At 46.3% G+C, this 17,068-nt stretch carries 15 protein-coding genes; 7 read left to right on the top strand and 8 right to left on the bottom strand.

Annotation, left to right across the window (positions count from 1 at the left end; all coding sequences use genetic code 11):
* Positions 1-373: 373 nt before the first annotated feature.
* Both C1T21_RS19345 and C1T21_RS19340 read right to left on the bottom strand, forming a co-directional pair.
* A complete protein-coding gene (locus C1T21_RS19345; RefSeq protein WP_103049385.1) occupies positions 374-2,155 on the bottom strand; it encodes a SulP family inorganic anion transporter in 1,782 nt (593 codons plus the stop codon).
* A gap of 29 nt (positions 2,156-2,184) precedes the next feature.
* On the bottom strand, positions 2,185-2,514 hold the full coding sequence (locus C1T21_RS19340; protein WP_013311437.1) for an ArsR/SmtB family transcription factor: 330 nt from the start codon (positions 2,512-2,514) through the stop codon (positions 2,185-2,187).
* Between the two features lie 546 nt (positions 2,515-3,060).
* Between C1T21_RS19340 and C1T21_RS19335 the strand changes: the two genes are divergently transcribed.
* From C1T21_RS19335 to C1T21_RS19325, 3 genes are all read left to right on the top strand, one after another.
* Positions 3,061-4,518, top strand: a complete 1,458-nt coding sequence (locus C1T21_RS19335) for an RtcB family protein (RefSeq protein WP_028542491.1) — start codon at positions 3,061-3,063, stop codon at positions 4,516-4,518.
* 1 nt (position 4,519) lies between these two features.
* Positions 4,520-5,800, top strand: a complete 1,281-nt coding sequence (locus C1T21_RS19330; RefSeq protein WP_103049384.1) for an AAA family ATPase — start codon at positions 4,520-4,522, stop codon at positions 5,798-5,800.
* 261 nt (positions 5,801-6,061) lie between these two features.
* Positions 6,062-7,216: an MFS transporter gene (locus tag C1T21_RS19325; protein WP_103049383.1), complete on the top strand. Its 1,155-nt coding sequence runs from the start codon at positions 6,062-6,064 to the stop codon at positions 7,214-7,216.
* Positions 7,217-7,335: 119 nt separating this feature from the next.
* On the opposite strand, the gene C1T21_RS19320 is transcribed toward C1T21_RS19325, so the two are convergent.
* From C1T21_RS19320 to C1T21_RS19310, 3 genes are all read right to left on the bottom strand, one after another.
* Positions 7,336-8,088: an amino acid ABC transporter ATP-binding protein gene (locus C1T21_RS19320; RefSeq protein ID WP_103049382.1), complete on the bottom strand. Its 753-nt coding sequence runs from the start codon at positions 8,086-8,088 to the stop codon at positions 7,336-7,338.
* Between the two features lie 14 nt (positions 8,089-8,102).
* Positions 8,103-8,771, bottom strand: coding sequence for an amino acid ABC transporter permease (locus tag C1T21_RS19315; RefSeq protein ID WP_023989825.1), 669 nt, complete (start codon positions 8,769-8,771; stop codon positions 8,103-8,105).
* Positions 8,772-8,844: 73 nt separating this feature from the next.
* Entirely contained in the window at positions 8,845-9,696 is an 852-nt protein-coding gene (locus tag C1T21_RS19310) for an amino acid ABC transporter substrate-binding protein (RefSeq protein WP_103049381.1), read from the bottom strand.
* A 273-nt stretch (positions 9,697-9,969) separates the two neighbouring features.
* Here C1T21_RS19310 and C1T21_RS19305 point away from each other — a divergent pair, with 273 nt between their 5' ends.
* A complete protein-coding gene (locus C1T21_RS19305) occupies positions 9,970-11,271 on the top strand; it encodes an MFS transporter (protein WP_103049380.1) in 1,302 nt (433 codons plus the stop codon).
* A gap of 127 nt (positions 11,272-11,398) precedes the next feature.
* Here the strand turns inward: C1T21_RS19305 and C1T21_RS19300 are convergent, their stop codons facing one another.
* Positions 11,399-11,656 (bottom strand): GlsB/YeaQ/YmgE family stress response membrane protein, encoded by a 258-nt coding sequence (locus C1T21_RS19300; protein ID WP_023989828.1) that lies wholly within the window; start codon positions 11,654-11,656, stop codon positions 11,399-11,401.
* Positions 11,657-11,952: 296 nt separating this feature from the next.
* Between C1T21_RS19300 and C1T21_RS28110 the strand changes: the two genes are divergently transcribed.
* Both C1T21_RS28110 and C1T21_RS19290 read left to right on the top strand, forming a co-directional pair.
* A complete protein-coding gene (locus C1T21_RS28110; protein WP_190299610.1) occupies positions 11,953-12,216 on the top strand; it encodes a YkgJ family cysteine cluster protein in 264 nt (87 codons plus the stop codon).
* Between the two features lie 36 nt (positions 12,217-12,252).
* Positions 12,253-13,203 carry an acetylxylan esterase gene (locus tag C1T21_RS19290; protein ID WP_103049378.1) on the top strand — a complete coding sequence of 317 codons (951 nt, stop codon included), beginning with the start codon at positions 12,253-12,255 and terminating at the stop codon, positions 13,201-13,203.
* A gap of 129 nt (positions 13,204-13,332) precedes the next feature.
* Here the strand turns inward: C1T21_RS19290 and C1T21_RS19285 are convergent, their stop codons facing one another.
* Positions 13,333-13,656, bottom strand: coding sequence for a DUF3817 domain-containing protein (locus tag C1T21_RS19285; protein WP_025723814.1), 324 nt, complete (start codon positions 13,654-13,656; stop codon positions 13,333-13,335).
* A gap of 152 nt (positions 13,657-13,808) precedes the next feature.
* On the opposite strand from C1T21_RS19285, the gene C1T21_RS19280 reads away from it, so the two are divergent.
* A complete protein-coding gene (locus tag C1T21_RS19280; RefSeq protein WP_103049377.1) occupies positions 13,809-14,813 on the top strand; it encodes an LLM class flavin-dependent oxidoreductase in 1,005 nt (334 codons plus the stop codon).
* 320 nt (positions 14,814-15,133) lie between these two features.
* Here the strand turns inward: C1T21_RS19280 and C1T21_RS19275 are convergent, their stop codons facing one another.
* A complete protein-coding gene (locus C1T21_RS19275) occupies positions 15,134-16,747 on the bottom strand; it encodes a cellulase family glycosylhydrolase (protein WP_103049376.1) in 1,614 nt (537 codons plus the stop codon).
* Positions 16,748-17,068 lie beyond the last annotated feature (321 nt).

The following is a 17,068-nucleotide window of genomic DNA, read 5'->3' as shown; positions in this document are numbered from 1 at the left end:
ATAGATCATCATTCTGAGGTGAACAACCCTTGGTGCAGACCGTAAAGAACGAGCATCGGGTAGAAACAGGTGGACAAGTTTGAAAACGATAAGTGAAAAAATGAAGAAAAAGGTAGGGTAAGAAACTAGAAGTGATCGAGGAGGTTGATAGCAAGTATTAAAATACAATTTAAAACAAAAGAATGAAACATATGGTATCTTTTGAATCTAGTATAGTGTCATAAAATCAGATATTCAAGCATTTTTTTGAATTTTATTCCTTTTTTTCTTTAAGAAGAGAAAAATCTCTTCCATTTTCGAAGCAAATGCAAGTCTTCATTGTGCACTTGGTTTCGGAGATTAGAAGAGATTTTTCGGCATTCACCAATAAATTTTATCTGCCGCTATTTACAGGTATGGGAACCGAAACGGCTCCATCTGCAAAGGAAGATTTGGTTTGCTGCGATCTGCGGCACAGACTCGTACATTCTCGGAAAGCCATTTGTCTGCATCCACAGCATTGATCCTGATTCACCAGTGCAAGGGCAGCCGTAAGAGCCTCTCCTGTATGTTCGAAAAAATGCTTTTGTCCAATCATGTCGTAGCATCCGGTTTTCTGTAGTAATGCCAGCGGTTGAGGTTGGAGTCCGGAAACAAGCACCGTCCCACCAGACTTTCTGTATTTCTGAATTAATGCAGTAAAGTTAGCTTCTCCTGTCATATCCATAAAGGGGACCTTTCCCATACGCAATAACAAAATCCCTTGCAGATGATCAGTCTGACCTCCCACACCTGAGTTTTCCAATACTGAAGCTGCACCAAAAAATAGAGGGCCTTCCACATTGTAAATAGCCACTTGTGGACAATCATGCTGATCTGTGACCATATGCGCGCCTACTTTTTCATGTTTTACAGAAGGATCAGGAAGTACCTTGTCTACTGAAAGTGTACTGCTCATACGTTTGACAAACAATACAACCGCTAGAATCAGGCCTACCTCCACAGCCGTTGTCAGCGTCGTAAAAACCGTTAGCAAAAAGGTGACAACCAGCACAATAGAATCCGCTGTCCGCGTTTTGAGAATGTGGGCAAAATGCTTGCGCTCACTCATATTCCAGGCCACTACCATTAGCACCGGAGCCATACTGGCCAACGGAATATTGGATGCATAAGGTGCAAAAAGCACCAGAATGAGGAGCACCACGAACCCATGTACGATACCTGACATAGGAGAAACAGCACCATTACGGATATTTGTGGCAGTGCGGGCAATTGCACCTGTCGCAGGAATACCGCCGAACAGCGGTGTCAGCAAATTAGCAATCCCTTGTCCAACCAGTTCACGATTGCTGTTATGCCGGGCTCCCGTCATACCGTCAGCTACCACCGCTGAAAGCAGAGATTCAATAGCTCCCAGCATTGCAATAACAAGTGCTGGCGGCAAGAGTTTCACAATCAAATCCCACGTCATCGCAGGAATATGTAGCTCAGGCAAAGATGCTGGAATTGCGCCATACGCAGAACCAATCGTAGCCACCTGCCCTGGAAAAAGTAAAGCTGCCACCAGCGTTGACAAGAGTAGGCCAACCAGTGAGCCGGGTATCTTGGGCCATTTTTTAGGCACCAAAATAAGCGCGGCAAGACAGATACAAGCCGTCAGGATACTATATACATTCAGTGAAGGAAGTCGATGGATGAGCTCTGCCATGGAAGGCAGAAAAGTTTCATGCCGCTCTACCCCGCGCAAGCCGAGAAAGTTAGCAATCTGACCGCTGAATATCGTTACGGCAATTCCGGCCGTAAAGCCAATTGTTACTGGCTTGGGAATAAACTTAATCAGTGCCCCCAGCCTTAGCACACCCATTAAAATGAGCATAATGCCCGCCATAAAACCGGCTATTAGTAGGTTCTCATAACCGTATTGCATGACAATAGCCAGCAAAATCGGAATAAATGCACCAGTAGGTCCTCCGATCTGGAATTTTGACCCTCCCAGCAGCGAAACCAAAATTCCCGCAACAATGGTCGTATACAGCCCATATTCCGGCTTTACTCCTGATGCAATGGCAAACGCCATACCAAGCGGAATCGCCACAATCGCTACAATACTTCCGGAAATGAGATCCTTTCGCAAAGCCCCTGCGTTATAGCCTTCGAACCTTCCTATCCACTTCATTCCTGTAACCCTTCTTTTCTGTAATAGCATTACTTCTCGTTACGTATACCTTCCAGCAACGAGATAGCTTCGACCAAATGATTGTCAAAAATCCGCCGCGCCACCGCAAGCAGCTCCGTCAAAAGCGGATCACGTAGTGAATACACAACCGATGTACCTTCCTTGAAGCTGTTCACCAAATTTTTGGCCCGTAAAACGGCCAATTGCTGCGATACGGCAGAACCTTCGGAACCGAGCGCAGTCTGTAGCTCGTTCACATTCCGTTCCCCTTCACTCAGCACCTCCAAAATGCGGATGCGCAGAGGGTGAGCCAATGCTTTGAAAAAGTCGGCCTTAAATTTCTGGAGATCTCCTTCCATGCCTGCTCCGTCCCCCTCACAGAATTGCCCTATAAAAGATCAACAATATCTGAATATTTGAATATTTAGTACAATAACAGCTTTGGGCCAATTGAACTATGATGTTACTCACACTTCACCATGAGTAAAGTCACATTCTCCCACACTTCTACCTTTCAAGGGTTGACAGCTTCCACAGGTTTCCATTAACATAGCAATTAACTTTAAGAAAAGGGGGCCGACAGACATGACCGAGCTTTACATGATAACGACAGACAGGCAGCACGATACAACCACATATTTGAGTTTTTGTCTCATCGGCCCCGTTCGGGCGACATGATGGGTGATATCACGCTGTCTGACGGCGTGATTAGCCAGGCTTTTTTATTTTTTTATGCTATTGGAAGAACAGGTTATTTTACGTATTTATGATGTGTTGATCATAAAATGTAATGACACTTTCGGTGCAGGAAGCCGTAGACGACAAGTCTGCGGTTTTTTTTGTTTTTTAAATCTTTTTATGCAAATATTTATGAATTTACATGAAGAAGGGAACTACCCATTTATATGAATATACAACATACAACCAACTCGTCCTTGCATGAAGGACCATACAGCCATCTGATGAAGCTTCCGGCAGGTGATCTGACCGTATATGCTTCTCAGCAACTTTTCTCCTCACTGGATTACAAGGTGTTCGAGATGGCTAATAACAATTTACAAATTCCAGGTATCCGCTATATGGGATACACACCAGATGTACATGTAGGCGTCGGAACCTGCATCGGTACGACTGCTGTATGGGGAATGGAGGACGGCTATGTATCTCCCTCCATCGTCGGCAGTGATATTGGCTGCGGCATGCGCGTACACCTGACCAATTTGCACAAGGATGCTTTGAAGGAAACCAAGCTGCGCCGCAAGCTGGTCAAAACCATCGATAAATACTTGCCCATGGAAGCCCATCAGCGCGGGCATTATTCGGATATCCGACTGGAGCATATTGTACGCAAGGGTCTACACGGCTTACCCAACAAATATATTCCGGACAGCTACACTCCTAAGAAATCCACCTCACTCACCCATGTAGAGCACAGTAAGTTCTCATTTGATGAGGAGGTGCTGAATCTTGTCGAAGATCGTACATGGCATCGGGCCCACCGACAGCTCGGCACGCTGGGTGGAGGCAATCATTTTGTCGAAATTCAGGCGATTGAGATCGCGGAGGAAAATCGCGAAACAGCTGAAGCTTGGGGTATGTTCGACGGTCAAGTGGCTGTGATGATTCATTCTGGATCGCGGGCTTGGGGTGGGGCAGTCAGCCAAGCCAGTTCATCTGCTATTGCCAAGACGATGAGCCGTCTCGGACTCGGTACCTCTGACCCAAGACTAGTATTCGCACCGCTGGATCATCCAGAGGCTGCACATTATGTCGATATGATGTATTCGGCGCTGAATTATGCCGTGGTGAACCGACATCTCATCGCATACTCCGTGCGTGAAGCCTTCCGCGATGTCTTTGGTACAAAGTGCGAGTTGCGTACTTTGTACGATCTAATGCACAATTATGCTTGGGAGGAATCCCATCCCGATCACGGCAGCGTGTTTGTGCATCGTAAAGGTGCTACGCGTGCTCTTCCAGCAGGACACCCCGACAATCCGCGGCCTTATCAGGCGACAGGGCATCCGGCCCTGATCCCCGGCTCTATGGGGACAGCCTCTTATATTATGGTAGGTTTACCAGGCGGTCAGGATAACTTCCACTCCATTTGCCATGGAGCAGGCCGTATTCGTTCGCGTTCTGCGACCAAACGACTCGTCAGTGTGGACGATTTTGCAGGAGCCCTGGGTGTAGGGACAGACGACGAAATTGTGGTCAATCAGGCATCACTGGAAAGCATTATCGACGAATCTCCGCAAGCCTACAAAAATGTAGATGATATTATCGAAAGTGTCACCGGGGCAGGACTCGCAGCAGTTGTAGCCAAATGCAAGCCGCTAGCCGCCCTGAAAGGAGCCAAATAATTTGAGTATAGACATCCCAGCTATTTACGAATTTGATGAACGTACAGATGGACGCATTACCGGTTATGCCGCTTATGCCCGTCTGATCGACGGTATCAGTGAAGCGCTCTATAACCGCTATGGCGTAAAATACGTGCTGTATGCCAGCGATGATCCCAATATTGAGTATTGGGATCTGCTGGAGGAGGATATTCGTTCAGGTAGCCCCGATCTGGAGCATGTGGCACGGGTCTTCGATCGTTTGGAGGAACGCACCATCCAGTATGACGATGACGGGCCGACTCCTGAATATGGCGTGCATCTGTCGATGCGTAATAATGTATTCGCCTATCCCAAGTGGGGCATCGCGCTGGCGCGAGTTCCCTTTTTCCGTGAGAATGGCGTGTACAATGAAGATTACGTATTTGCGATAGGCGACCAGGAGCTGCAAGGCTTCCTCGCGGGAGTACGCGGTCGTGAACGTAAGCAGAATATGAAGCGTGTCACCGTTTTTACCGACACAAGCCGTGGACTTTCTCGGCAGGCAGAGCCGATAACCCGCGCAATTACGCGGGATGACGTGATTTTGAAAGCGGAAATCAAACGGGATATTTTCCGATCACTTGATCAGTTTTTTGAAGCGGATCGTACCTTCTATCAGACTTATAACATTCCTTATAAGCGTGGTATTTTGCTATATGGCCATCCGGGCAACGGTAAAACAACACTTGTAAAATCTATTGCCAGCAGTGTACCGGGTCCGGCAGCCTACTGGCAAATTACGGAGTATACAACCAGCGAATCGGTCAAAGAGGTATTCGAGGCGGCTACTCGCCTGGCTCCAATGGTGCTAGTCATTGAGGACATTGATTCCATGCCTCAGGAGGTGCGTTCCTTTTTCCTGAATACCCTCGACGGTGCTACATCCAAGGAGGGCATCTTCCTGATCGGAACGACCAATTATCCCGAAAAAATCGACCCAGGTCTGATGAACCGGGCAGGGCGTTTCGACCGGGCTTATGAAATCAGTTTGCCTGACGAAGCGCTGCGACTGGCGTATCTCAAGCTGCGCAACTTCCTTGTTTTTGCAGGGGAAACAGGTACACAGAAGGCGGCATCCATGACTGACGGGTTTTCGCTGGCACAGCTCGGAGAACTGTATGTCAGCACTGCTCTGGAGTGGCATGAGCAGGGAAAAGCCGATATTGAGCTGATTATCAAAGGTATGCGAGGCGAGCTCGATAAGAGCCGCAAGCAGGACTGGTTAAAAAATGTGGCCGAAGGACGAGTCGGGTTCTTCTGAGTTATCCTTTCATTGCCTTATCAAGAAATTTATGTTACGTTGATAAATAATAAAGTATCGAAAGGGTGACCTTAAGCCAATGATCTACTAATCCTATTCCACCAAAGAAAAAAATCGTAATCTTACGAATTTTCTGGATAGGATTAGTGTAGGCTTTGGGTATTAACGATAAGAGCATTGCTTCTTAGACGGGAGCAGTGTATCTTCTTGTTCGTATGTCTACCTCCTATCCAGAAACCAATGGATCAGGAGGTTTTTTGCATGAAAAGAATACTTGGAATTCTAATGATTAATATCTTCATCGTTATGGTGGGCGTTGGTTTAATTACCCCCATCCTGCCGGAACTGATCATTGAGTTTGGAGCCAGTGGACGGGCTATCGGTTTATTGGTAGCAGCCTATGGCATGACACAATTCCTGCTCTCTCCCCTGACTGGACAGCTGTCTGATCGATATGGGAGAAAGGCATTCATCGTCGTAGGTGTCATTGTTTTTGCTGTGGCTAAATTTATCTTTGCTATCGGAGATGAGTTATGGATGCTGTACACCTCAAGACTTCTGGAAGGAATGGCAGCAGCCCTGATTATTCCACCCATGATGGCATATGTAGCGGATATTACAACAACCGAAGAACGCGCCAAAGGAAATAGCCTGCTAGCCGCAGCCATGTCATTCGGATTTGTTATTGGACCTGGACTGGGTGGTCTTCTTGCAGGATATGGAACGAGAGTGCCGCTTTACGCAGCGACAGGTGCTGCTATGGTTGCTGTTATTTTTTCAGTGTTTTGTTTGCCTGAAAGTTTATCAAAAGAGCAAATGAAAGCAGCGCGGGCAAGAATGATTCAGAAGGAATCTATTTACAAACAATACGCGAGATCGTTGAAGTCAAAATATACAATGCTCTTTGTACTTGTCCTCGTGATGACCTTTGGACTCGCTAATTTTGAATCTGTTCTTGGTTTATATGTAACGAACCGCTTCCAATTCTCACCTCAAAATATTGCTGTCATTCTGACCGCAGGTGCTGTGATCGGAGTCGGTATGCAGGCACTAGTTGTTGCTAAAATAATCAATAAGTTTGGTGAACAAAGGGTGATCAAAGGATCGCTTCTTTTTACCTCAGTTGCTTATATTTTATTTCTCTTAGCCAAAGATTTTTGGAGTATCTTCCTTGTCACTTCCCTTATTTTCTTTGCCACAGCTATGCTTCGTCCAGCTCTTAATACACAATTATCGAAGATGGCCGGGAATGAGCAAGGATATGTAGCGGGTATGAATAATGCCTATATGAGTGTCGGGAATATTTCAGGCCCTACTCTAGCGGGATTTTTATTTGATACAAATCTGTTCGCTCCATTCATAGCAGGCTGTTGTATTCTGTTGATTACTTTTTTGCTTACATTAAAATTGAAATAAAAGAGGACAACTGATGAGCAAAAGGCAGCTACGGGTGCGAGGCTTATTTTTCAATGCCCGGCTGTAGCTGCCTTTTTATTCAGTCTAAACGCTTATTTTAATAAATACTGTAATTCCCTTTATTCCGCTTCCCCGCTCAGACGATTCAAAAACTGAATAGCCCGTGGACTGGTGGGCTGCTCCAGAACCTCATGCGGCGTACCCTGCTCAACGATTACACCCTGATCCATCAAAATCACATGGTCCGCGACCTCGGCTGCAAATTTCATTTCATGGGTGACAATAACCATGGTCATCCCTTCAGCAGCCAGTTGCTTCATGACCTTGAGCACCTCGCCTACTAACTCAGGATCAAGCGCAGAAGTCGGTTCGTCGAACAATAGTACCTCAGGTTCGACCGCCATTGCCCGGGCAATACCGACACGTTGCTGCTGTCCTCCCGATAACTGATGCGGATAGGATTCCGCTTTATCAGCCAACCCCACTTTTTTAAGCAATTCCAATGCACGTTTGCGCGCCTCGTCCTTGCTCTTTTTCTGAACTGTGACTTGTCCCTCCATCACATTTTGTACTGCTGTCATATGCGGGAAGAGATTGTAGGATTGAAATACCATCCCTGTCCGCTTGCGCAGTGCCAAAATGTTTTCTTGCCGGAGCTTCGTTCCTTTCGCAAAATTCAGTGCAATATCCCCTACTTGGATCTCTCCTTGGTCAGGAACCTCCAGCAAATTCAAGCAGCGTAAAAGCGTTGTTTTACCAGAACCGGAAGGACCGATGATAACAAGCACTTTCCCCTTACCCAACGTCACGTCAACACCCTTAAGCACTTCCAGCGAGCCGAACGATTTGTGTATATTCCGAATTTGGATCACCGGTACAATCTCCTTTATCTGACGGAAAAACGGCCTAGTCGCTTCTCCAGGTAATTTTGCAGCACAGTCAATATGGTGCTAAATAACAGGTAAATAACCCCCGCCTCGGTATACACCAACAGCGGTTCGTATGTGGTAGCTACAATCTGGTTAGCCGTTCTGAACATTTCCACATAGGTGATGGTCGCAGCCAGTGAGGTATCCTTCACCAAGCTGATGAATGAATTAGCCAACGGAGGTACGGACACACGGGATGCTTGCGGGAGCACGATACGACGCAATACTTGCCAGCGCGTCATCCCCAGGGAGTACCCCGCCTCCCATTGGCCTTCCTGAATGGATATGATAGCCGCACGCATAATTTCAGAGCTATAAGCCCCTACGCTGAGGGTAAAGCCGATCACTGAAGCAATAAACGGGTCCAGTGTAATACCTACGGAAGGTAAACCATAGAAAATAATATACAATTGCACCAGCAAAGGAGTTCCTCGAATCACCCATACATAGAAGCCGAAAATCAGCTTGAGTATTCTCCATTTGGACAGCCGGGCCAACGCTGTAATCAGCGCCAGCACGAGTCCAAGAGCAAAGGAGATAAGCGTGAGCGGAATCGTAAAAGAAACCCCTGCTTTTAGCAGAGGCAATAATGAATCGATAATGATTTGTATTTGGCGATCATCCATTGTACAGACATCCTTTGAAAAGATAGGTTTGAGAAGATTCGGTTCGACTTGGCGAACGTTTGGTCTTCATTTATTATTTAGATACGTCAGCTCCAAAATATTTCTCAGAAATTTTCAGGTACGTACCGTCAGCCTTCATATCAGCCAGCGCTTTGTTTACTTCCTTGATCAAATCTTCGCTGCCCTTATTGAATACAGCTGCGCTGTGTGAAGCATCTGAAGATTCGTCCACCTTTTTGATTGGTGCGTCAGGCTTTTGCTTTTTCAGATCGAGATAGGATAATCCATCATTGACGGTCGCATCCACCCGCTTGGAAGTCAGGAGGTCAATGGCTTGGTTGAATCCCTCTGTTGCCACAATTTCTGCGCCGTTGCTTTTCGCGATTTGAGTCAGGTTACTGGTCAGGGATTGCCCAGCCTTTTTCCCTTTTAGATCAGCAAATTTCTGGATGTCTGTATTGTCTTCGCTTACGATCAGAACTGCCTTGGAGACAATGTACGGATCGGAAAAATCATATTTTTGCTTGCGCTCATCTGTAATGGATACTTCATTGAACACCGTGTCAAACCGCTTGGAGTTCAACCCTGCGAATATACCGTCCCATTGCGTCTCGATAAACTCCGGTTGTACCCCTAGGCGTTTGCTCACTTCAGTTGCAATATCGACATCGAAGCCTGTCAGTTTACCTGCGGCATCATGGTAGGTAAACGGAGCATAGGTGCCTTCCGTGCCAATTCTTAGCTTGCCGCTTGCTTTTACAGATTCAAGAGTAGCTGTAGCAGTGGTATCTGCTTTTCCATTATTAGATCCGTTTTCTCCGGTAGATGCATTATTGGTACTGGCGCCTTTATCGTTGTTACCGCAGGCCGAAACCAGCAATGCCATCACGATGAGTACAATCGGCAAAAAACTAAATTTTTTCATGGTATCCACACTCTTTCCCTTTTTCTTGATAACCTAGCACACGGCTGGTCATTGAATAGTACATCATTCATTTTCACGCGTCAATGCTTTTATCCAATAATCCCTATGCAAAAGGTAAGTTATATATCTTTTCAGCCTATAGTTATTCTAGGTTGACTCTTTCATTGGCAGGCTATTCATTACAGCTCCCCTCACAACTTTTTCTGTACCCTTACGTTAGAGATTTCGTATAATAGGTTTTAATATGCAGTTAAATATTACCGGAGTGTGATCATGGATACCCAAAATTCAACCTTATCCTCTACTTCACCTGAAGGAAGTCACTCGGCTTGGGCTACCTTCACTTCACCTTTAAAACAATCCAAAGCGTTCACCCTGTTGTGGCTTGGACATTGGATCGCAATGTTGGGGAGCTCAGTCACCACAGTCATTTTGCCACTGGTTATCTATTCCCTAACAGGCTCGACTACTATCATGGGACTGGCGATGACTGTTTATATGCTGCCTAACGTACTTATTCTGCCTTTCGCAGGAATGATCGTGGACAGAATTGACCGAATCCGTCTCCTTCTGTTTACGAATATCGCCCGGTTTGGGCTGATGTTCATTGCGGCGGTGCTGATGTTTACAGGCGGGATGAAATTGCCGCTACTATTCGTTGGCCTAGCGTTGTACGGATTGATGGACGGTATCTTTAATCCTGCTTATTCTGCCTTACGTGCACAGGTGTTCACACCGGACATACGTAATGCAGCCAACGCGCTTAGTCAGATCAGTATACAAGCCGTCCGTCTACTTGGCCCTCCGTTAGGAGGCTTCATTGTATCTTTTTCCTCACCGGGTGTCGGCTTTGGACTGGATTCTATCGCTTATCTGATATCTTTTGCCTGCTTTTGGATGCTGAGCGCTCATTTGGCCTCCATCATCGGCAAAGGTCAGGTAGATCCAGAACAGCTAGATCAGGGTGGACAGCATTTTCTCAAGGATTTTATCGCAGGCTTTACCATTCTCAAAAGCCACCCCTGGCTATGGATTACGATTCTTGCCTTTTCCTTCATTAATATTTGTTATTCAGGCATTATCGCTGTACTCATTCCGTGGCTGTTCAAGGTTCATCATGGCTACAGTCCAGTCGTATACGGCATTGCGATGGCAAGTAGCGGCATTGGCGCCATGCTGGGGGCCTTTGTGTATGGATCACGCAAGCATTGGAAGCATCGCGGTCTGCTCGCTTACTTAGGAGCTTTTGTCAGCGGTCTTGCTTTACTACTGTTGTCTGTAGTCACCTGGATGCCAGGACTGATTATGAGCATGATGCTCGAAGGATTTGGCATTATGATATTTGCGATTATCTGGGAGACAAGCCTTCAGGAATTAGTCCCAGCCGAGTCTTTTGGACGTGTAGCTAGTCTGGATCTAATGTTTTCCTTTGCCCTGCTCCCTGTCGGCTATCTGGCAGTAGGTGCTGTGGCAGATAAGCTTGGTGGTATGTTCACAATTGGCATGTTTGCAACCATCGGCATGTGTATCGTGCTGGGCGTTCTAAGTGTTCCTCATATCAGGCGGTTTCAATAGGAAAAATTCGTAATTTTTCCTCAAAAAAAGCTGCTCCCACAGGTTCATTTTCGAACCTTGCGGAAGCAGCTTTTTTCATTTTAGTCCTAATCCTCATAGGGACTAGTCTATTCAATGATTCGTAAAGTTAGCCTCTACTCCGTCCAACGGAACGGAAGATCAAGCTTACAATCACGACCAGCACAATCGCACCAATTAATGCAGGAACGATGTAGAACGATCCGATTTCTGGACCCCAGTTTCCCAGAATCAAGCTACCCAACCATGCGCCGATAAAACCAGCGATGATGTTACCTATCACGCCACCCGGAACATCACGACCTGCAATAATTCCTGCCAACCAACCAATAATACCACCAACAATCAATGCCCATAACCAACTCATTTTGCGTCACCTCGTTTAAGTTTTTATCGTTGTGTTCTATTATTAACCACTCGAACTCCTTTTGAACACACAAAAGACAATTGGTTAATATTACCACAGAACGGAACACTGATTTAGGGACTTGATACCATCTTACGTGCCTCTACGACTATTTATACCCCTTGAGTGAAAAGTGTGTCTCATATGCGTTTATCCTTGTATTCCTGCTTTTTTTGTGCCATCCTCACATTATGGCTTCATTAATGTCACTTCATGCATAAGTTACAAAAATAACAGATTTTAAGGAGTGACCCCAACTGGAGTGTCGAGTAGGATGTGCCGCGTGCTGTATTGCCATTACGATTTCTTCCCCTATTCCCGGCATGCCAGATGGAAAACCAGCTGGTGTTCCTTGCCCTCAGCTAACTTCCGATTACCGTTGCCGATTGTTTGGCAAACCTGAGCGCCCAGTTGTATGCAGTGGATTCCATGCTGATGAGGATACGTGTGGAACAACTAATGAAAGAGCATTTGAACTGCTGAGAGAGCTGGAGGAGTCAACTTTACCGGGTAAAGCTTAAGGAGAAGTTCATTCTATATGAAGGAGAATTTTAATTATGAATGTTATTGAAAAAAGAATTGCCGAATTGAAGCAATATCGGCCTGATCTTACCGCCCCGAAGGATATAGATTTATTCTGGGCCAAAACATTGGAAGAAGTCCACACCAAACCTGTACGTGCGTTCAAAGCTCCCGTAGAAACACCATATCCTCATATCCTTGCCTACCGGGTTACTTTTGAGGGTGTCGATGATACGCCTCTGCATGCCTGGTATGTACGCCCCCGATTTGCCGGAGATCAAAAACTGCCGTGTATCGTTCTGTTTCATGGCTATACAGGCGGAAAAGGCTATCCTGAAGATTATTCCTCCTGGCTCATGCTTGGCTTTGCAGTATTGGCGGTAGATGTGCGTGGTCAGGGAGGAGAAACGGGAAACCGTCTGGGTGATCCTCATGGTACGATTAAAGGCTGGGTAACGAAAGGAATATTGGACAAGGATACCTGCTACTACAAAACGATTACAACCGATGCCCTTAGAGCCGTAGATTGGGTAGCGGAGCAGTCAGATGTCGATTCGGCTAAAATCGCAATCAGTGGCGCCAGTCAGGGCGGCGGACTTTCATTAATGGTGGCTGCGCTCAGCGATAAAGCTGCCATTACGGTAGCGGATATCCCCAATATGTGTCATATGGATTTTGGTATGATGAATTCTACCAGTTCACTGACGGAAGCAGCTGAATTCGCCAACCGATTTCCAGAGCATTTGGAGCAGGTACTACATACATTAAGTTATTTTGACGTGATGAATCTGGCTCATCGCATTCGTACCCCGATCATGGTATCGGTAGGGTTCAAGGATACGGTGTGTATGCCAGAGACGATTTTCGCCGCTTATAACCGTATTGAATCACCGAAAACGATTGAAATTTATCCGTTTACCGGACATTGGGTTGAAGGCTTTCAAAGACGCAAAACGGCAGAATTTTTAGTTCAGCATTTTTCATAATTCCTCCGGTGCACAAAAAAGGAACACCACGCATCAAACTGCGTAATGTTCTTTTCTACTGCATCGGGGCCAGTCCCGCTTACGCCCGACAAACTCCTCGACAACTCACACGAAACAAATCTTCTAAGATTACGATGCAGCTCGCTGTTCTGCTGCCGAATCCCCTGTCCATTTTCGCACCCAAACAAAATCCATAATCATCAGACCAAACGGGATGAAGGAGGCAAACATAATAAAAAGAGGCCGCCGTATAGACCAGTGCAGTGCTGTTTTTCCATAGATTAAAGCAACGAGGAGCAACAAAAAGCTCACCCGGTATATGTTACCAATCACCATAACCGCCTGGGTCATGCCCGCAGCTTGCAGGGGCTGGTGGGTGAATAGTATCGCCAAATAAGCTATAGCTTGAATCCAGAGCATGAGTCGGACACGCCCCAAAGGTGTTCTTAACACAAATTTAATCCCCTCTCCATAAGCAAGGATGTTCTCTCATCCTTTACACATCCTTTATTATAACGAAAAGGTCCCCAAACTCCAACCTATCCATTTTTGAGTTTTGACCTAATGAGTTGTGTCTGATACAGTTGTGTAAGAGGTGATTATAAATGCTTAAACTGGGTATACTGGACCAGTCTCATATTCCTGAAGGCGGTACTGCTCAGGATGCATTATCCAATACAACAGATTTAGCGCGTGAAGCTGATCAACTGGGATATAGCCGTTATTGGGTATCCGAACATCATGCGTCCAAAACACTAGCGCACTCCAGCCCTGAGGTGCTGATTGCGCATTTGGCTGCTCACACATCACGCATTCGTGTGGGTTCAGGCGGTATTATGCTGCCACACTACAGCGCGTATAAAGTCGCCGAAAACTTCCGCTTGCTGGAGGCGCTCCATCCAGGACGCATCGACCTGGGAATAGGGCGTGCTCCCGGTGGTTTACCGCTAGCTACTCGCGCCCTGCAGGAAGGCAAGTACCAATCTGTCGAACAATATCCACAGCAGATTCTCGATTTAATCGACTACTTCCATGATTCGGTGCCTGACAATCATCGGTTTGCCGGTCTTCATGCTTCCCCGATGATATCGACCGTTCCTGAATTATGGTTGCTTGGCTCCAGCGGAGAGAGCGCCAGATTGGCCGCGATGATGGGTGCCTCCTATGCCTTTGCCCAATTTTTCGGTACTCCAGGTGGCGTAGAAGCTACCGCACGTTACCACGAGCAATTCCAGCCTTCGATCCTGGGTGGTAAGCCCCATTCCATGGCGGCAGTTACGGTGGCCTGCGCTGAAACCGAAGAGGAAGCTGAGCAGCTGGCGTCCAGTGCTAGTTTGTATTTCCTTTTGCTCATGCAGGGTAAAGAAATGAGTTCTCTTCCGTCGGTAAAAACAGCAATGTCCTATCCGTACACGGAGTTTGATCGTGAGCGGCTACGTCAGTCCGCAGCATGGCGTGTTGTTGGTACCCCTGAACAGTGTAAGGAACAGCTACTAAGACTGGCTGAGCAGTATCGTACCGATGAGTTGTTGGTCGTTTCTTCTATTCATGACTTTGATAAACGTGTTCAGTCCTACCGTCTGCTGGCCAAAGCTTTTGATTTGGTATAAACGCGGTTGAACGGAGGCTGAGCTTCAGAAACATTAAAACCCCCGCCTGCCTATAATGGCAACAGCGGGGGTTTGTCGTAGAGAGGGTCCATTGGAACCAAATCCTCTGCACTATGGAAGTAATTCAAGCACCACAAAAGTCGAATATCATATGGTACTTTGGTAGTACATACACCGAAACTAAAGTGTCAGTCGTTCCCTCCTAAAGTTCCAGTCCCCATATACCAAAGGCGCATACTGTATACTCCAAAGCTCGGAAAGATTGCACCCAAAAGTCCCATATCTTTACTCGTTCCGATAAAGTTAGTTACGGTTGGATTCTAAGGTTCTATGCCCCAAACCAGCTTACCCTGCTGATATACAGTGCCATGGTCCCAGTCTGCGAATGCTGTTTGGGTAGCACCATAGGAGTAATCGTTGGTCTCATCAAAATTGCTCCAATTTGCAGCATGAATACGGGGTTGAATTTCTCCACTTTCCCCGCCGGGCTGGATCGTTCCCGATCCATCTGTGAAAGAAATCTCCACATATTTATCAGCCTTGGCCTTCGGATTTGGCAATGTTACAAAAGTTGCTTGAACCTTTTCATTGCCAACCCTAGCCCAGTCCACAAAAAACTGCTGAGCTTGTTTGCTTTCATCTGTGTAATAGTAGCGAATTTTTAGATCACTCAACTTCACAGCTGTTTTCCCTGTATTTTTGATATTAAATTCAGGACGGATTGCGTTATCCTTGGCGTTCGTGTCATTGGTGCGATACTGTAGCACAATCCCTTGATCATTACTGCCTGGTGTACTTCCTCCGTTGCCGTTATCGCCGCCGTTGTTGCCACCACCGTTATCACCGCCAGTGTTGCCATCTCCGCCATTATTCCCACCGTTGTTTCTGCCTCCACCATTGTTGCTGGAGCCTTCCAAAATCGCCTGTTTTACGAATTTGCCGGAAGCGGACAATTGTGAATCAGGCCATCCGCCCTTACGGTCAGCCCCAGGCAACAGCGCAGCAGAGGTCTCATTTTTGTCTGCCAACGACCAGTTTGCCCAACTGATTCCACGGCTGGCCAGAAAATCAGTCCATACTTTGGCTTCATTCAGGAACGGACCACCGTTACCCGAAGCATCGCTTGTACCCCACTCGGTAGCAAATATGCCCACACCTTTGTTCAGCGCATAATCGACCCGATCGCGCAAGTACTGTCCATGCGTACCCGCATAGAAATGTACGGTATACATTGTATTCTTGTCTGGAAGTGGATGGTCTGCTGCATCATGTACATCCTGACTCCATGTACCTGTTCCTACAATAATAATATTGTCCGGGTCCTTAGCGCGAATAACCTGAGATACCTCAGACGCATAAGGTCGGATTTGATTGTTCCAGTTCACATTCCCATTCGGCTCATTGGCAAGTTCATAGATTACGTTAGGCAAATGGCCGTACTGAGTCGAAAATTCATTAAAGAAAGCTTTGGCTTCATTTTTATGAATGTTCGGATCGCCATCTGAAAGAATGTGCCAGTCGATAATGACGTACAAGCCCAGTTTCTGTGCTGCCTCAATCGCTTCCTTCACTTTATTTTTCAATGAAGGATTGGCGATATAACCATCTTCTTCAGTGTACAACGCAACCCGAAATACGGAAATGCCCCAATCGTCCCGTAACCATTTCATAGAGTCCTGATTGACCAGATCCCCAAACCATTGGACGCCGTGAGAGCTAATACCTTTGAGTTGTACATGTTTACCATTTTTATCCACCAGTTTACCATTCTTTACTGAAAGTTGTCCGTAACGTTCCACAGGGGTCGTCCCAGCAGCCTCTGCTGTTTGCGTATTCCAGTTGAATCCGTTCGTTAACGTTAACAGTAATACTGCTGTTAGCATCACCGCTACTCTTTTTGCGATCCTTGGCAGGATCCATTGCCCATTCATCATTTACACATTCCTTCCTTTTTATAAAGTAGATGAGACTTATCAGTACGTTGTTCTCCGCTCTTTCGCCTCCTCCTTCATACAACAAGAGGATCAGGTCCAACATTCGATGTACTTACCTGTATATGGATGTTACTACTATTATAGTTAGTTTCATGTTACATTTCGACTTTATGATAGAAAATGAACAGGAAGTCACGGTTTTTGGGATGTGTACCACTTGGTTGGCTACTGTAGAGTACTCAAGGGACAAAAGACTCATTTACCCATTGCAAAATTTGGAGAATTTTAGTTGTTTAATAAAAAAAGACTGCTTCCCGATGC

This window comes from Paenibacillus sp. F4, assembly GCF_002894905.1.
Lineage (GTDB): Bacteria > Bacillota > Bacilli > Paenibacillales > Paenibacillaceae > Paenibacillus > Paenibacillus polymyxa_B.
The sequence above is the reverse complement of the archived record's forward strand: the minus strand, read 5'-3'. Positions and strand labels throughout refer to the sequence as shown.